This window comes from Agarivorans sp. QJM3NY_30 (assembly GCF_050870855.2).
Taxonomy (GTDB): domain Bacteria; phylum Pseudomonadota; class Gammaproteobacteria; order Enterobacterales; family Celerinatantimonadaceae; genus Agarivorans.
Genome location: NZ_CP194038.2, coordinates 283,191 through 300,207, shown reverse-complemented (window position 1 = coordinate 300,207; position 17,017 = coordinate 283,191). Strand labels below are relative to the sequence as shown.

The window sequence follows — 17,017 nt, the reverse complement described above, 5'->3', positions numbered from 1 at the left end:
CAATTTGTCCAAACGCCACAAGTACAGCCGTGTCGCTATCCTCTCAACCAAGTACAGCCCTAGCTAAGTAAATCTAAAGAAGGATGTGGAATAGAGCCGGTATTTAGGGACAGCGCCTGTTCAATCAAACAGTCACGCAATGGGTTTTGGCTACTATCTTTACGCCACACAAAATTGAAACTACGACGCATATCTAAATCGGGAGTCGTTAAGCGCACAAGCTGGCCTGCCTGCACTGCCTGCTCAACGCTACGCCAGGGCAAACAACTTAAGTAAGCCCCATTCGCCACCAGTGCAATCAAGCTGGGGACGTGGTTGTATTCCCGCCATACCTTCAGTCGAGTAATTTTGCCATGAATCGCACCGTTAAAGATCTCTCGAGTCCCCGAACCGCCTTCTCTTAATACCCAACGGGCCCGACTTAAGCTGGCTAAGTTCACCTGCGACTTGGTTGCTAGTGGGTGTTGCTGACCCGCCACCACCACCAGATGATCTTCACACCAAACTTGTTGCACAATCCGGCTATCCACACAGTGGCCTTCTATCATGCCCAACTGCAGTCGATAATCGAGTAAGCCCCCCACCACCGATTCGGTATTACTAATCTGTGGGCTAATCACTAAATCCGGATAGTCTTGGTCGAGACGAGAAATGATCTGAGCGAGAAAATACTCAGCAATGGTTTGACTGGCCCCCACAGCCAACTCTCCACTAATAATTTGCTGGCCAGCAAATCCTTGCATCACATGCTGACTTTCCATCAATATCCGCTTCGCTCGGGGACGTAACCAATGGCCCCAATGATTCAAGCGTAAGCGCTTCCCTTGACGTTCAAATAAACGTTGCCCCAAACCTGATTCTAATTGGCTTAATGCCATGCTGGCCGCTGACTGGCTCATCGCAAGCTGCTGTGCCGCCACACTCACACTCTGAGTTTCAGCGATGGTGACAAACACCGATAACTGTTTGAGGCTAAAGCGATAAAGATGTTGCATATAAGCTTTCCAGATGAATCGATGAAGATCTATTTACGTAGCTAATATAACAATAATTCCGCGAAGCAAAAATAAATCAGCGAACAATCATCAAATCGCAGCCGTCGACGCTTCATGATTTGCCTCGGTCCGAGGCAAAATGATGTAAAATCCTTTGAATTCAGCGGCCAATTTTTTCTCACAGTAAACTTCAACAGTGACCGTCATCTTACATTTTTTAGCGTCTAACAAAGGCAGTAAACTACCCTTCATTTGACTCTTATTCACGGTTGCGAGAGCATCGTCACTAATCGCTTTACGGTGTTTAATTTCCCCCTTTGCCAAAACAATATCACCAGCAAAACCATGCTCTTCCAACATTAACCAAATCATTCCCCAACCCGACAACACCGCTTGGCTATAGATGCTGCCAGCAAACATGGTCGAATGCGGATTACTATTACCCGCCAGCGCGAGCCTGGTGGTAAGCTGCTTTCCGGTATACTGGTGTAAACGCAAGCCCATTTTTTCACTCATTGGGATCTGCTGATTAAACATTTGCTGTAAGGCTGTGCACAACTTTGGTTGACGAACAAAACGATGCTCAGCAGAAAGCTCTTTCACCATTTGCTGAACTTTAACTTTTACCTTATCAAAATTTGGGCTCCCTGCGGGCTCAAAACCACAACTACGGAAGAAAGCTTGCGACTCACCCCGAGCATTCACCACGATACGCTGCACCCCCTCTTCGTGAGCCGCCGCTTCCAAGGCTAACATCAATAGCGTTCCCAAACCGGTTTTCCGCTGTTCAGGAGCTACCGCCACATGACGAATGAGAGCTTCTTTATTGTCGCTCAGAAACAAACGCCCGACAGCCAGCGCTTCACCATTACGGTCATGGATCATCCGGTGAATACTATGCGCATCATAAGCATCACGTTCACTCCCTAAAGGGAGTTGTAAAGGTTTATTTAATACTTCCCAGCGAAATTGGTAGTATTTGTCCATTTCACCGAGAGCTTCTGGGCAAACGACCTTATACATAAACTCATTCCTTATCGCTTATCAACCAACAAGTAAGCTAAACACAGGCGGCGACTCGCGCCAACCACTATTGATGATTAACTATTTTGTCAAATGAAGCCAAGTTTTACATCTTACAGTTAAATACAACAGTAAACCAACAATCAACATACTGGTTAACATATCCATCAGGCTGTGGTAGGCCAAGTGATACATTAACCAAAGATAAGCCCCGTAGGCCAGCCAACTCAGTCCCCGCCAACGGGGATACAGCTGCGCCAGCGCTATTTGAAGACTAAAGGCCAAGGCGGTATGGGTACTGTAATCAAGACCCAGACTTGGCCACCACGAATAATAATTGTCAGCCAACATCAGCCCATAAGTCATCCCCAGGCTCAAACCTAAGCGCCACCAAACGTCCCCCGAAGAATGCCTATTCAGGCGATGGCTAGCGTAAAATGCGGTAAGCAACAGTAATGCCTGGAGGGGGCTATAAAGACCAGCAAGCACCGCAAATAAATCATCCAAACTCTCAGTTCCTCAAATCCAAGCACAGCTCAGCCTACAGCATTCCTTAGCAAATCCATATAGAATGACCAGACTTTGCATCGCTAGTTACCATCAATGGACCTGCTGAAATGAAAAAATTATTGCTCTGCGCGCTGTTACTACTCGGCTTACTTGGACTTGCTCAAGGCCTCGGCCATTATCAATATCAGCAGCAAGTCAGCCAATGGCTCACTCAACTCGCACAGCAACAGCAATGGCAACTGAGTCGGCAAATCGACAACAGCAACTGGTGGCAGCAGAACGAAACCTGGCAACTTCAAGGCGATTTGCAACAATTGGGTTTAGCTCCCCGAGCCGTGAACCTAGTGATTCAACAACGAGTGACCTTTTGGCCGCTGTGGTTAACTGGAGAATGGCAATTTGACCCGCAGCAAGCTGACTATCAAGCGCTACTGCAACATTACCAACTCGCACCTTTCGCGCATCAAGGGCGTTGGCAGGCAAATATTATCCGACAACGACTGACCCAGCAATTTAAGCTAGAGGGCTTTCAACAAACCTTGCAACAAGTCGAACTAAACGTAGCCCCTTTACAGCTTAATCTCACCAGCGACTTAGCCATGCAGCAAGGAGAGTTGAATCTCGATTGGCAAGGAATGCATTTAACTGACCACCAACAGCAAGGCGATTTCATCTCGATTGGGCAAATACAGCTCAGTGAACGTTTTACCCAACATCAGCAATGGACACTAGTCGAGCAAGCTAACTGGTCGGTCGCCAGCCTCAGCTTTCAACTCGCCGAAGCTCATATGAGCTTCGATTTACAGCAACTGAAGGTCAACAACCAATTTAGCGAACAGCAACAAAAGGCTTATTTGGGGATTAATGGCGAACTCGGTAAGCTCCATTTTTCAGAAGGTGAACAACATCTCACGATGGAGAAACTGCGCTTACGCTCTCAATTAGGGGGGATGCCAATGGATAGTTTAATTCAATTGAGCCAACTCAAACAGCAGCAGACCCAAGCAAGCGCGCTGGATCCACTGGTACAACAAATCGTCGCAGCGGGACTCGACTGGCAGCTTGATCAGCTCGCCGTGAACATCGATTCAAATTACTCACAAACCGTACTAAAGGGCGATCTACAACTTTCTGGACTGGCCAAGCTATTGCCCTTTGAGCTCACCGAGATATCTAAGCCCTTACAGCTCTTACGTTATTTAGACTTAAAACTAAACATCGATGTGAGTGACCAGCTATTTAGCTACAGCCCCTTGGCTGCCTATATTTTGGCACTACGTCAGGCGGGTTACTTAGAGCATCAAGCAGGCCGAGACCAGAGTCAGCTAGTGTTCAACGACAGTGAATTTAGCATGAATAAAATCGCAGTGAATTAAGTAGATTAGGCTGTCAACAAGTGGCTGCCTAATTACACCTGCAACCAGAAGGTCATTGGCCCATCATTGACCAAGGAAACCTGCATATCGGCGGCAAAAGTGCCCGTTTCCGTAGCCAGCCCTCGGTCCCGGCAAGCCTCCACGAAAAATTGGTAAAGAAATTTAGCTTGATCCGGGGTGGCCGCCTTAGAAAATCCCGGTCGTAAACCTTTATCGGTTTCTGCGACCAAGGTAAATTGCGATACCACCAACAAACTGCCGCCGGCCTGTTGTAGATTTAGGTTGGTTTTCCCCTGAGCGTCACGAAAGACTCGATATTTAATCACCTTCTCGCAAAGTTTAATTGCTTTGGCCTGATCATCAGCTTGCTCTACACCGAGCAATACTAATAAGCCAGCACCAATACTTGCGGTCATTTCCCCCTCAATGCTAACACTGGCTTGGCGCACTCTTTGAATCAATGCAATCATGACGATTCCTCAATAACAGAATTTGGCGATGAATTTTTCAACTGAGTAAATTCACCTAAAGCGGCAGTAATTTCAGCACCAAACAACACCACAATCCAACTTAAATAAACCCAAACAAACAAGATAGGAATACTGGCTAGTGCGCCATAAATAACTTGATAGGAAGGAAAAGACGAAACGTAAAAGGCAAAGCCACGTTTACACACTTCAAACAACAAGGCTGCAACCACCGCACCAGTAAAACCGTGCACAAAGCGGATTTGCTTATTCGGTACCAATAAATAAAGCAAACAAAAGGCTCCAATAGAAAACAGCAACGGTACCACCCGTAGCAATTGGTTCCAGATCCCCAATAGAGTCTCATCGGCAAATAACTGTATCGAGAAAATATAAGAACTCAGCGCCAAACTGCCCCCCATCAATAAGGGACCCAGCGTCAAAATCATCCAATAAATGGGAAAGGCGCTGCGCCAGCGACGCTTAACCGTCACTCGCCAAATCATATTTAAACTTTTATCGATGGAGGAAATTAACATCAGTGCGATCACAGCTAAGGCAACAATCCCAACGGTGGTCATTTTCGACGCGTTATCCACAAAGCCACGCAAATTCTCTCGCACCACATCGCCAGAGGCGGGAACGAAATTATTAAACACAAAATCTTCGATCAATTGTTGAAAACCAGCAAACACCGGAAAGGCGCTGATGATGGAAAAAGTCACTGCAACCAGAGGCACTAAAGAGAGTAAGGTCACATAGGCGAGAGAACTGGCGATCATGGTCAGTTTGCCATCTTTGATCCGTTCGAGCAGAAATCCGCTAAAGTCCTGCGCCTCAACCCACAGCCCTTGCCAGCGACTTGCCGTTAACCATTGCGCCATGATCCCTTGCCCCAAAAATAATTATTCTTGCAAAGAATGACTCAGTTAAGGGCGCAACTCAAGTTTAACAAGGGCTTATGTATCTTTATCGAGCACTATAGATACTTATTTGGGTGATGTTTTTTTGAACTAAATCACATTTAATGCTAGAATCCTGCCCCATTTCGTTTCGTTGTTCACCGGATCCTAACTACATGTTTGAATTTCCAAGATTTAGAGGAGCCACGGTTAAAAATGACCTGCTCTCAGGTTTAACCGTCGCACTTGCACTCGTCCCCGAAGCGGTCGCTTTCGCTTTTGTTGCAGGCGTCGAGCCCCTCGTCGGCTTGTACGCGGCCTTTATGGTTGGTTTGATTACTGCAATCATCGGAGGCCGCCCCGGAATGATTTCCGGTGCTACAGGTGCATTAGCAGTGGTGATGGTTGCACTGGTCGCCGACCACGGCGTGCAATACTTGTTTGCCACGGTAGTATTAATGGGAATACTGCAAATTCTGGCGGGTATATGTCATTTAGGTAAATTTATCCGGATGGTGCCCCATCCGGTGATGCTCGGCTTCGTCAATGGCTTAGCCATTGTGATTTTCTTAGCTCAACTGAGCCAATTTAAAGTTAGCAATGCCCTCGGTGACTTAGAATGGATGCAAGGAACCCAATTGTGGACCATGTTAGCTTTAGTGGCAGCCACCATGGCAATAATTCATTTTCTACCCAAACTTAGCAATGCAGTGCCAGCCTCGCTGGTTGCAATTGTAGGCGTAACTGTAGCGGTTCACCTGCTCGGTTTAGACGCCCGTACGGTGGTAGATTTTGTGCGTAGCATGACCGGACACGCTGATGCGACCATTGCTGGTGGCCTACCCAACTTTGCCATTCCAAGTGTTCCGCTGAATCTTGAAACTTTAACCATCATCTTGCCCTATGCCGTGGTACTCGCAGCGATCGGCCTGATTGAGTCACTATTAACTCTGACCGTGGTTGATGAGATGACCAGCACCCGAGGACACGGTAATAAAGAATGTATTGGCCAAGGGGTTGCTAACGTGACCACAGGCTTCTTTGGCGGGATGGGTGGTTGTGCGATGATAGGCCAAAGCATGATTAACATTCGTTCCGGCGGCCGCGGTCGTCTCTCTGGGATTACAGCCGCACTCGCACTACTTTGTTTCATTTTATTTGGGTCTTCTCTAATTGAAATGATCCCTTTAGCTGCCTTAGTTGGGGTGATGTTCATGGTGGTATTAGGCACCTTCGAATGGGCCAGTCTACGAATGATGAATAAAGTTCCTAAGGCCGATTTTTTCGTGATTGTCTTGGTCTCGGTGGTCACCGTATTCACCGACTTAGCCATCGCCGTAGTGATTGGCGTGATCGTATCGGCGCTGGTCTTCGCATGGCAACATGCCAAACACATCTATATCACCACCGAGAGTGTTGATGAAGAGCACAAAGTTTATCTGTTAGATGGTCCATTATTTTTTGGCTCGACAGCCAACTTTCTCGAGCTATTTAATCCCGAGAATGACCCAAAAGATGTCGTGATCGATTTCGCTAAATCACGAGTGAGTGACCACTCAGCTATCGAAGCTATCGATACCTTGGCCGAACGTTATGAAAAAGCAGGTAAAATGCTGCATCTTAAACACCTTAGCCCTGAATGCCGTAAGCTATTAAGTAAAGCCGGAAGCATGGTTGAAGTGAATCTGATTGAAGATCCAAGCTATAAAGTAGCGAGTGACACCTTAGGTTAACGCTCAGCATTATCGCTCACCGAAGCCGCGCCTCTCTAGTCGCGGCTTTTTTATTGAATTCATGCTAATTTTAAACTCTATCATTTGAACTGGGGTGAGAAGCTGTTGTTAGATACCGTCTTATCTGATTTAGCGCTACTAATTTATTCCCTGCTGATCATTGCGGTGATCTTTCAAGTGGTGATCAAACGCCGCCCTGTCGGTGTGACTCTGAGCTGGCTGCTACTTATTATCGCAATTCCGCTACTCGGTATTATTTGCTACCAATTATTTGGTGAGCGCTATCTAGGACGCTTACGCGTGAAACGCGCACGCTTAATAGAAGTAAAGTATAAACAAAGCATCCATCAATTTAGTCGCTCTCCTTATGTGCAGGAGCATGCCTGCTCTGCCCAAGCAGAGCCACTCAATCGACTCACCCGACGACTGCTAGGCCTACCGATCCTAGGCGGCAATCAACTCACCAATTTAGATGACTCGCTGGAGACTTTACGACGACTCACCGAAGATGCCTCTCAAGCACAACAAAGTATTTATTTTGAATTTTACATTGTGCAGGAGGGCGGTTTAGTGGACCCCTTACTGGATGCATTAGCCGCTGCAGCAAGCCGAGGACTCAGCGTTTACCTGCTCGCCGACTCGGTCGGCTCTCGGCAGTTTCTTCGTTCCGTGAAACGACAGCAACTGGCACAAGCGGGGGTCAATGTTGTGGAAGCGCTGCACGCCAATCCGATACGGATGTTACTGCAACGTGTCGACTTACGTTTGCACCGAAAAATTGCCGCTTTCGATCAGAAAATCGCTTATACCGGTTCAATGAATTTGGTGGATCCTCGATTATTTCAGCAAACCAGTGGCTTTGGGCTATGGGTCGACTTGATGCTACGGGTCGAAGGCCCTGCTGCCATCAACCTACAAGCGGTGGTGGCCTACGATCTTGAGATGGAAACCGATACGCCATTAATTGAGGCCATCAGTTTTGAAGCCTCATTTGCAGTTAAGGGGCAGCAGTCAATGCAAATTATGCCTTCGGGACCGGGCATCTTTGGAGACCATATCATCCAACTGCTGCTAACTTCTTTGTATGTCGCACAACAGCAAATTATATTGACCAGCCCCTATTTTGTTCCCGACGAAAGTCTACAAATGGCCTTGGTTAGCGCAGCTAATCGCGGTGTAGAAGTGGTGCTAATTTTACCTGCACGAAATAATTCTTTCTTAGTTCGCTATGCCAGTCATTCATTTTACCAGCAATTATTAGATGCTGGCGTTAAAATTTACCGCTTCAAAGGAGGATTGTTACATACCAAAAGCTTGCTTATCGACCAACAAGTAGCTCTGGTGGGCAGCGTAAACTTAGACATGCGCAGCCTTTGGTTAAACTTTGAAGTCACCAGCATCATCGATGATCATCAATATGCTCAAAACTTATATCAGACTGTACGAACTTATCTAGATCAGAGCAGCCAAATTGACCCTATCGCCTGGCGTAAACGCCCTCTTTACCGACGCCTCATCGAGAACTTATTACACGTGGTGAGTCCCCTGCTTTGAGTAATACCAAGCTGATTAATTATATGCTCAACTTGTTGCGCTGAATAAATCCGCAGATAACCAGACATGAAGCGCAGTAATTAATGGCTCTAATCACAAAATACATCACGCAGTTAGCGGTGATTGAGCCCAGTAAGAGTGAACAGATAATGAGTTAGATTGGTATACAACAGGTATTTGCATTTAATCGGCTCCAGAAACAACAAAGGCAGCTTGCGCTGCCTTTGTTAATTTTTAAGTCATAAGCACAGCTTATGGCGCTTTTGGTGGCCGAGCTGCACGCTTACGATCGTTTTCAGTAAGATGGCGCTTACGAATACGAATACTCTCTGGCGTTACTTCAACCAGTTCATCATCATCAATAAATTCTAAAGCTTGCTCTAGAGTTAACACGATCGGCGGCGTAAGGGTTTGAGCTTCATCGGTACCAGAAGAACGAACGTTGGTGAGCTGCTTACCTTTCAAACAGTTTACCGTTAGGTCGTTTTCACGGGTATGGATCCCAACAATCTGACCTTCGTATACTTCGTCAGCATGTTTAGCAAACAAACGACCTCGGTCTTGTAAGTTAAACAACGAGTAAGTCAGTGCTTTACCGGTAGCATTGGAGATTAATACGCCATTTTGACGTTGACCAATGGTGCCGCCTTTGTGTGGACCGTAACACTCGAAAGTATGATAAATCAAACCAGAACCCGAAGTGAGTGTCATGAATTCAGTTTGGAAACCCATCAAACCACGGCTTGGCATTAGGAAGTCCATGCGAACACGGCCTTTGCCGTCTGGTGCCATATCTGTAAGGTCACCCTTACGAATGCCCATTTGCTCCATAACACTGCCTTGATGCGCTTCTTCAACATCAATGGTCACTGTTTCATAGGGTTCTTCTAGTTGACCGTCAACGGTACGTAGAATTACTTCTGGACGTGATACTGCAAGTTCAAAGCCTTCACGACGCATGTTTTCAATCAAGATCCCCAGATGAAGCTCACCACGGCCTGATACGCGGAACTTATCTGGGTCATCCATTTCTTCAACACGTAATGCAACGTTATGCACCATTTCCTTTTGTAAACGCTCTAAAATATTTCGAGAGGTCACAAACTTACCTTCTTTACCAGCAAACGGAGAGTTGTTCACTTGGAAGGTCATATTCACCGTTGGTTCATCTACGCTTAAAGGAGTTAAAGCTTCTACATTATTGGTATCACAAATGGTGTCAGAGATTTTTAACTCGCCTAAACCAGTAATAGCAATAATGTTACCCGCTTCCGCGAGAGAAGTTTCTTTACGCTCAAGACCGAGGTAATTTAGCACGAGGCCTATTTTACCGTTACGTTTCTTACCATCAGCACCAATAATGGTCACTTGCTGGTTTGGCACAACACTGCCGCGGGTAATACGGCCAACACCAATCACACCGACATAAGAGTTGTAATCCAACTGAGAGATTTGCATTTGGAAATCGCCGTTTGGATCAGCGGCTGGAGGTGCAACGTTATCTACAATCGCTTGGAACAGTGGTTCCATATTGTCTGATGGATTATCTAAATCCATTGTCGCCCAACCATTGATAGCTGATGCGTAAACAACTTTAAAGTCTAATTGGTCATCAGTGGCACCGAGGTTATCGAATAAATCAAATACTTGATCCATCACCCAATCAGGACGAGCGCCAGGCTTATCGATTTTATTGATCACCAAAATTGGCTTCAGGCCTTGAGCAAAAGCTTTTTGAGTCACAAAGCGGGTTTGCGGCATTGGGCCTTCTTGTGCGTCAACCAACAGCAAGACCGAATCAGCCATTGACATCACACGTTCTACTTCGCCGCCAAAGTCGGCGTGTCCAGGAGTATCTACGATATTGATATGGTAATCATGCCATTCGATAGCAGTATTCTTTGCAAGAATCGTAATACCACGCTCTTTTTCAATATCGTTAGAGTCCATGACTCGCTCTTCAGCATCGCCACGGGTAGTTAGAGTTCCTGATTGCTGCAATAGCTTGTCTACCAGGGTAGTTTTCCCATGGTCGACGTGAGCAATAATGGCGATGTTTCTTAACTTATCTAGCACGGCGTTTAGCCCTTTATATAATGAGGTAAAATCAAAAAGTGGGCTATTGTACATATAAACGACAAATTCTCATAGTTTTAAGTTGATCACGGTTTTTCTAACTAGCAATTAGGGTATGATTGATCTGCTCAAAAGCTCATGCACCAATATGGACAAAGATAGCACCAACAAGGTGCGTTAGTTTGCACTAATTTGATGCCTAGTCGTAGTACCACCATATATATCAAGGCCTTATGTGTTGGCACAATTTTAGCTTGAAGCAACACAACAACGTTAATTCGTCATAAATACTACTAAATCGTTTGAACCATCAATTTTGATGACACCGGAGGTTAAAAACATGTCTGCAGAAGTTTTAGCTTTGCTTAAAGAGCAAGAAGTTAAATTCGTTGACTTACGCTTTACTGATACTAAAGGTAAAGAGCAACACGTATCTATCCCATCTCACCAGGTTGACGAAGATTTCTTCACCGACGGTAAAATGTTTGATGGTTCTTCTATTTCTGGCTGGAAAGGCATTAACGAATCTGACATGGTTTTGATGCCAGATGCATCTACTGCCGTATTAGACCCTTTCACTGAAGAAAACACTCTGAACCTTCGTTGTGATATTCTTGAACCCGCAACGATGCAAGGTTACGACCGTGACCCACGTTCAGTTGCTAAGCGCGCTGAAGCTTACATGCGCTCTACTGGCGTTGCAGATGCAGCTTATTTTGGTCCAGAACCAGAGTTCTTCCTGTTTGATGATGTTAAATACAAAACTGACATGTCAGGTTCTATGTACAAAATTGATGCTGATGAAGCATCTTGGAACTCAGACAAGCACTTCGAAGATGGTAACACTGGTCACCGTCCTGGAGTGAAAGGTGGTTACTTCCCAGTTGCCCCTGTCGATTCTTCACAAGACCTACGTTCTGCAATGTGTTTAGTACTTGAAGAAATGGGCCAAACGGTTGAAGCGCATCACCACGAAGTAGCAACCGCTGGTCAAAACGAAATCGCAACTTTATTCAACTCAATTGTTGAAAAAGCCGATGAAACTCAAGTTCTTAAATATGTTGTCCACAACGTTGCTCACGCTTACGGTAAAACAGCAACCTTTATGCCTAAGCCTGTTGTTGGTGATAACGGTAGCGGTATGCACGTTCACCAATCTATTTGGAAAGACGGCGAAAACTTGTTTGCTGGTGACCTATACGGTGGCCTATCTGAAACTGCATTGTTCTACATTGGCGGTATCATCAAACACGCGAAAGCAATCAATGCTTTTGCGAACGCTTCGACTAACTCGTACAAACGTTTGGTCCCTGGTTTTGAAGCCCCGGTAATGCTAGCTTACTCAGCACGTAACCGTTCTGCGTCAATTCGTATCCCAGTGGTTCCATCTCCAAAAGCACGTCGTATCGAAGTTCGCTTCCCTGACCCATCAGCCAACCCATACTTAGCATTCTCTGCCATGTTGATGGCTGGCCTTGACGGGATCAAGAACAAGATCCACCCTGGCGATGCTATGGATAAAGATTTGTACGACCTACCAGCAGAAGAAGCTGCAGCCATTCCACAAGTTGCAACTTCGTTAGAAGACGCACTGAAGAATCTAGATGCTGACCGCGAATTCTTAACTGCCGGTGGCGTATTCAGTGATGATTACATCGATTCTTACATCGCATTGAAAGCTGCAGACGTTGAACGCATTAACATGACAACTCACCCAGTTGAGTTCGAATTGTACTACAGCGTATAAACAAAACGTTAAATCGCTTCAAAAACCCGCTTTTAAGCGGGTTTTTTTATTGCTTTTCATGTAAATCTTGCCCACCTTAATTAATTAGCTCAGAGGAAATAAAGATGGGTAAATATTTAACGATCTTTTTAGCGATGCACTGCATATTGTTCAGCGCCCAAGCAAACAACACCGTCTACCAATGGGTGGATGCACAAGGTGTCACTCACTTCTCCGATCAGCCGCAAGCGGGTGCCACTCAATTAGAGGTCAACCCCGTCCCTCCAGCAACTCAAGGGCCACTGGTAAGCCCTCGGGCAGCAGTCAAGAAAGCTGAAAAAACCATCAAATATCAATTAAATATCAGCCAGCCACTGAATGAACAAACAATCAGGGATAATCAAGGTAAAATAACCATCAAAGCCGCTACCTCCCCCGCACCAAATAACAGCATGAGCTACAAATTAGTGCTCGATCAGCTGCCTCAAGGCCAGTTATCTAAACAAGCTCATTTTCAACTCACCAACATTGATCGAGGCGCCCACACAATTCAAGTGCAGCTAGTCGATAGTTCGGGCAAGCTTATTGCATCATCCGAAACAATAACCATATTTTTGCACCGTGCTAAAACATCAGGCAGCGTAAGCACTACAGCAGGGGGAAGCTAAGTTCTCATTCTCTGCTTTTTAGCGTTAAAATTAGTGCAGAGGCACCAAAGTGGTGCAACCCATTCAGGAGAGAGTTGTGTTGAAGATTTCTGGGCTAGAGCGCTTGGTACTTGAAAATCAGGTAACAGCGATTGTGTTGCTCGATGCTGAACTCAATATCCAATATGTGAATGCTTCGGCCGAGCAATTACTCGGGCAAAGTGCGAAACGGCTGATCAACGAACCACTGACTTTACAAATTAAACACAGCTCACTAGACCTAAGTAAGTTAGGCAGCATCTGCGGGGTTGGTCAAAGCTTTACCGACAACGAAGTCACCTTGGTGTTTGATAACCATCATGCCTTGGTCGAGCTCTCGGCGACCCGATTACAAGAGCAACATTCCTATCGCTTAATGTTAGAAATGCGTGCCATTGGCCAACAAAAGAAAATCTCACAGGAACTTTATCAACACGCTCAGCAACAAGCGGCCAAGGAATTGGTGCGCGGTTTAGCTCACGAGATAAAAAATCCACTAGGTGGATTACGGGGCGCAGCACAGCTATTGGAAAAAGAACTGGTAAATCCAGAACTGAAAGAGTTCACTGGCATTATCATCGAGCAAGCGGATCGATTACGAAAACTGGTTGATCGTTTACTCGGGCCACAGCGTCCCGGTCAACACGAATTACACAATGTGCATTCGGTATTAGAAAAAGTACGCCAATTAGTTGGCTTCGAACTCCCCGAGGGGATCACCATCGATCGTGATTACGACCCAAGTATTCCCGATTTTGAAATGGACCACGAACAATTACTGCAGGCTTTTCTCAATATTGTACAGAATGCAATTCAAGCGCTTGGCTCTGCAGGCGGAACCATCAATATCATCACCAGAACCGCGCACCAAGCCACCATTGCGGGCCGGCGCTTCAGATTAGCAGCAGAAATTAAAATCATCGATAACGGCCCAGGCATACCAACCGAACTTCTCGACACCCTATTTTACCCTATGGTCACGGGACGAGAAGGCGGTACAGGTTTGGGCTTATCAATCGCACAAAATTTAATCAATCAACATAAAGGCAAGATTGAATGCGCAAGTTGGCCGGGTCACACCGAGTTTACCATTCATCTTCCCCTAAGACGTTAAGGATGTACTAAGATGGCAGCAACAGTATGGGTAGTTGATGACGACAGCTCTATCAGATGGGTGTTGGAAAAAGCATTAAAAACTGCGGGCTACGACTGCTTAAGCTTTGCCGATGGAGAATTGATGCTACAGCAGCTCGATTACGAGCAGCCCGATGTGGTTATTTCTGATATTAGAATGCCAGGCATGGATGGTTTAAGTTTACTCGAAAAAACCCAGACCCATTTTCCAGAAATGCCGGTGATTATTATGACCGCCCACTCCGATCTCGATAGTGCGGTAAATGCCTATCAACGGGGCGCATTCGAATACTTACCCAAACCCTTCGACATTGATGAAGCAGTCGCCTTAACCGAACGGGCCGTTGCCGTTTCCCGCGAGCAAAAAGGTAATAAAGTCAGTAGCAAACCCAGTTCTCCCGCACCAGAAATTATTGGTGAAGCACCTGCGATGCAAGAAGTGTTTCGGGCGATTGGACGCCTATCCCGCTCTAGCATTTCAGTTTTGATTAACGGTCAATCGGGGACCGGTAAAGAGCTGGTTGCCCATGCACTGCACAAACACAGCCCCCGCGCAAATGGCAGCTTTATTGCCTTAAACATGGCCGCGATCCCTAAAGATTTAATCGAATCTGAACTATTTGGCCACGAAAAAGGGGCATTTACGGGTGCTAACAATATTCGTCATGGACGCTTCGAACAAGCCAACGGCGGTACCCTATTTCTAGATGAAATTGGTGACATGCCTCTCGATATTCAGACTCGTTTATTACGGGTATTAGCGGATGGACAGTTTTATCGGGTCGGAGGCCATTCACCTGTTCAAGTGGATGTACGGATCATTGCGGCAACCCACCAGAACCTAGAGAAGAAAGTGACCGAAGGCGACTTCCGTGAAGATTTATTCCATCGCCTCAACGTGATTCGAATTCACTTACCATCTCTGGGTGAACGTCGTGAAGACATTCCATCACTCGCCAAACACTTCTTAAGCCAGGCCGCCAAAGAACTAAATGTAGAGAGTAAATCCTTACACAAAGATACCCAAAGGTTCATGATGCAACTCGCTTGGCCAGGTAATGTAAGACAACTCGAGAATGTTTGCCGCTGGCTTACGGTGATGGCCAGTGGTCAAGAAGTATTACCGGCGGATCTTCCGACTGAGTTAAGCAAACCGGTCGTCACCGAACACGAGGAGAATAGTGAAGGAAACTGGAGAACCCTGCTAAAAATTTGGGTGTCGCAACAGTTAGTCTCGGGACAAATTGATATTCTGGGTGAAGCCATGCCCGACTTTGAACGGATCATGCTCACCACCGCCTTAGAACATACCCATGGGCATAAACAAGAAGCCGCTCGCTTATTAGGCTGGGGGAGAAACACGCTCACCCGTAAACTCAAAGAGCTGAACGTCGAAGACTAATACCAATCCGACTCATTATGTGCTCAACTTATTGCGCAGCATAAATCTGCCGATAATCAGTAATTAGTGGCTCTAATGACAAAATACATCACGCCGTTAGCGGTGATTTAGGCCAGTAGAAATGAACCGATCATGAGTTAGATTGGTATAACTGTTTATCTCACACGCGGTGCGATATAAAGCCAGCAAAAAGGGAAGCTCGCTTCCCTTTCTATTTTCTTAATGTTTGCGCCAGTTTAATTCTGCTCGATTGGTGCACTCTTATACTGACAGTTTTTTTGCGGACAAACTTCACGTATTCCTGCTGCGGTTTTTTTCAGTACTAATAGTTTCCAGCCACAATCTGGGCAAGCTTTCGCGACTGGCTTATCATTGACCGCATACGAACATTTCGGGTAACAATCACAAGCATAGAACGTTTTACCATAACGAGATTGACGTTTCGCCAGTTGCCCTTTACCGCAGGCAGGGCACTGGATATCGGGCGAGTCTTCGGCTTGCGGCTGAGCCGATTCGATATGTTGACATTGGGGGAAAGCACTGCAACCAATAAACATGCCATAGCGGCCTTGTCGCAACATCAAGGGCTCACCACAATCGGGACAAATAGTACCGGGTAAAACTTTCTCCAAGGAGTGGTCTTGCTGGTGTAGAGCACGGCTATAATCACAGCTGGGATATTGGCTGCATCCCAAGAAAGCTCCCGATTTACTACTGCGATGCTGCAGCTCACCACCACACTTGGGACAAACCTCGTATTCTTTCTCTAAGGCATGTTCATGCGCAGAAAACAATTTAGGATCAATTTTGGACATGGCTACACCTCATTCAACTTGGCTAAGCATAACAAAATTGCAGGTTGAGGCGTATTAATTCGACAGCGGCGTGTCTGATTGAGCAATAAGCAGCCTGAAACACCGCCAGTTAGCGGTGTATCATCGCTTCAAACCTAAGCACTTTAATGCAGAGGCCCGTCACCAAGATCAAATAACAATTCTTCCATTTGCTGATAGGCCGACTCACTACCGGGAACATTGAATAGCACCATCAAAATGATCCATTTCAAATCTTCCAGCTCAAGTTCTGGTCCGTCAAGCTCCATCACCCGGTCAATTACCATTTCACGTGTTTCAGCATTCAAGACTTTCATCTGTTCTAAGAACAGTAGGAAACCTCGACAAGCAACATCTAACTTGGCAATTTCTGGCGCAGTATAAATGCGTAATGATGGTATATCTGAAGGATTCAAATAAGGTTGTTTGTCACTATCTTGCAAGGCTGCAAGTTGTTCCAACCAATCTAAGGCCTTATAGATCTCTTCTTTATGAAATCCCGCACGGCTAAGCTCTTCTGTAAGCTCATCGTGATCCATCAGCAGCTCTACATCACTATGAATGTAAGTTTCGAATAGATACATGAGGATATCAAACATA

The 17,017-nt window shown here is 45.9% G+C and carries 15 protein-coding genes; 7 read left to right on the top strand and 8 right to left on the bottom strand.

Translation table 11 applies throughout. From position 1 onward, the window contains the following. Window positions 1–59: 59 nt before the first annotated feature. From ACRRSX_RS01365 to ACRRSX_RS01355, 3 genes are all read right to left on the bottom strand, one after another. Window positions 60–995, bottom strand: coding sequence for a LysR substrate-binding domain-containing protein (locus tag ACRRSX_RS01365; RefSeq protein WP_432454998.1), 936 nt, complete (start codon window positions 993–995; stop codon window positions 60–62). Window positions 996–1,085: 90 nt separating this feature from the next. Further along, window positions 1,086–2,018 carry a YiiD C-terminal domain-containing protein gene (locus tag ACRRSX_RS01360; RefSeq protein ID WP_432454999.1) on the bottom strand — a complete coding sequence of 311 codons (933 nt, stop codon included), beginning with the start codon at window positions 2,016–2,018 and terminating at the stop codon, window positions 1,086–1,088. Window positions 2,019–2,099: 81 nt separating this feature from the next. Then, window positions 2,100–2,525, bottom strand: coding sequence for a hypothetical protein (locus ACRRSX_RS01355; RefSeq protein ID WP_432455000.1), 426 nt, complete (start codon window positions 2,523–2,525; stop codon window positions 2,100–2,102). Between the two features lie 110 nt (window positions 2,526–2,635). Here ACRRSX_RS01355 and ACRRSX_RS01350 point away from each other — a divergent pair, with 110 nt between their 5' ends. After that, a complete protein-coding gene (locus ACRRSX_RS01350) occupies window positions 2,636–3,904 on the top strand; it encodes a hypothetical protein (RefSeq protein ID WP_432455001.1) in 1,269 nt (422 codons plus the stop codon). 32 nt (window positions 3,905–3,936) lie between these two features. Here ACRRSX_RS01350 and dtd read toward each other — a convergent pair whose 3' ends face one another. Both dtd and ACRRSX_RS01340 read right to left on the bottom strand, forming a co-directional pair. Further along, on the bottom strand, window positions 3,937–4,374 hold the full coding sequence (gene dtd / locus ACRRSX_RS01345) for a D-aminoacyl-tRNA deacylase (RefSeq protein WP_432455002.1): 438 nt from the start codon (window positions 4,372–4,374) through the stop codon (window positions 3,937–3,939). Continuing rightward, window positions 4,371–5,255, bottom strand: coding sequence for a virulence factor BrkB family protein (locus ACRRSX_RS01340; protein WP_432455003.1), 885 nt, complete (start codon window positions 5,253–5,255; stop codon window positions 4,371–4,373). The genes dtd and ACRRSX_RS01340 overlap by 4 nt, the downstream gene beginning before the upstream one ends. 194 nt (window positions 5,256–5,449) lie before the next feature. On the opposite strand from ACRRSX_RS01340, the gene ACRRSX_RS01335 reads away from it, so the two are divergent. Beyond that, a complete protein-coding gene (locus tag ACRRSX_RS01335) occupies window positions 5,450–7,006 on the top strand; it encodes a SulP family inorganic anion transporter (RefSeq protein ID WP_432455004.1) in 1,557 nt (518 codons plus the stop codon). 105 nt (window positions 7,007–7,111) lie between these two features. Further along, window positions 7,112–8,560, top strand: a complete 1,449-nt coding sequence (cls, locus tag ACRRSX_RS01330) for a cardiolipin synthase (protein ID WP_432455005.1) — start codon at window positions 7,112–7,114, stop codon at window positions 8,558–8,560. A gap of 252 nt (window positions 8,561–8,812) precedes the next feature. On the opposite strand, the gene typA is transcribed toward cls, so the two are convergent. Further along, a complete protein-coding gene (gene typA / locus ACRRSX_RS01325) occupies window positions 8,813–10,636 on the bottom strand; it encodes a translational GTPase TypA (protein ID WP_432455006.1) in 1,824 nt (607 codons plus the stop codon). Between the two features lie 340 nt (window positions 10,637–10,976). On the opposite strand from typA, the gene glnA reads away from it, so the two are divergent. From glnA to glnG, 4 genes are all read left to right on the top strand, one after another. Further along, window positions 10,977–12,383, top strand: coding sequence for a glutamate--ammonia ligase (gene glnA / locus ACRRSX_RS01320; protein WP_432455007.1), 1,407 nt, complete (start codon window positions 10,977–10,979; stop codon window positions 12,381–12,383). 104 nt (window positions 12,384–12,487) lie between these two features. Beyond that, window positions 12,488–13,030 (top strand): DUF4124 domain-containing protein, encoded by a 543-nt coding sequence (locus ACRRSX_RS01315; protein WP_432455008.1) that lies wholly within the window; start codon window positions 12,488–12,490, stop codon window positions 13,028–13,030. A 76-nt stretch (window positions 13,031–13,106) separates the two neighbouring features. Next, window positions 13,107–14,162, top strand: a complete 1,056-nt coding sequence (gene glnL / locus ACRRSX_RS01310; protein WP_432455009.1) for a nitrogen regulation protein NR(II) — start codon at window positions 13,107–13,109, stop codon at window positions 14,160–14,162. 12 nt (window positions 14,163–14,174) lie between these two features. Beyond that, window positions 14,175–15,584 carry a nitrogen regulation protein NR(I) gene (gene glnG, locus ACRRSX_RS01305; RefSeq protein WP_432455010.1) on the top strand — a complete coding sequence of 470 codons (1,410 nt, stop codon included), beginning with the start codon at window positions 14,175–14,177 and terminating at the stop codon, window positions 15,582–15,584. A gap of 236 nt (window positions 15,585–15,820) precedes the next feature. On the opposite strand, the gene ACRRSX_RS01300 is transcribed toward glnG, so the two are convergent. Next, the gene (locus ACRRSX_RS01300) at window positions 15,821–16,399 is read right to left on the bottom strand and encodes a DNA topoisomerase family protein (protein WP_432455011.1); all 579 of its coding nucleotides are present in this window, start codon (window positions 16,397–16,399) and stop codon (window positions 15,821–15,823) included. A 143-nt stretch (window positions 16,400–16,542) separates the two neighbouring features. Further along, window positions 16,543–17,016 (bottom strand): DUF494 family protein, encoded by a 474-nt coding sequence (locus tag ACRRSX_RS01295; RefSeq protein WP_432455012.1) that lies wholly within the window; start codon window positions 17,014–17,016, stop codon window positions 16,543–16,545. Window position 17,017 lies beyond the last annotated feature (1 nt).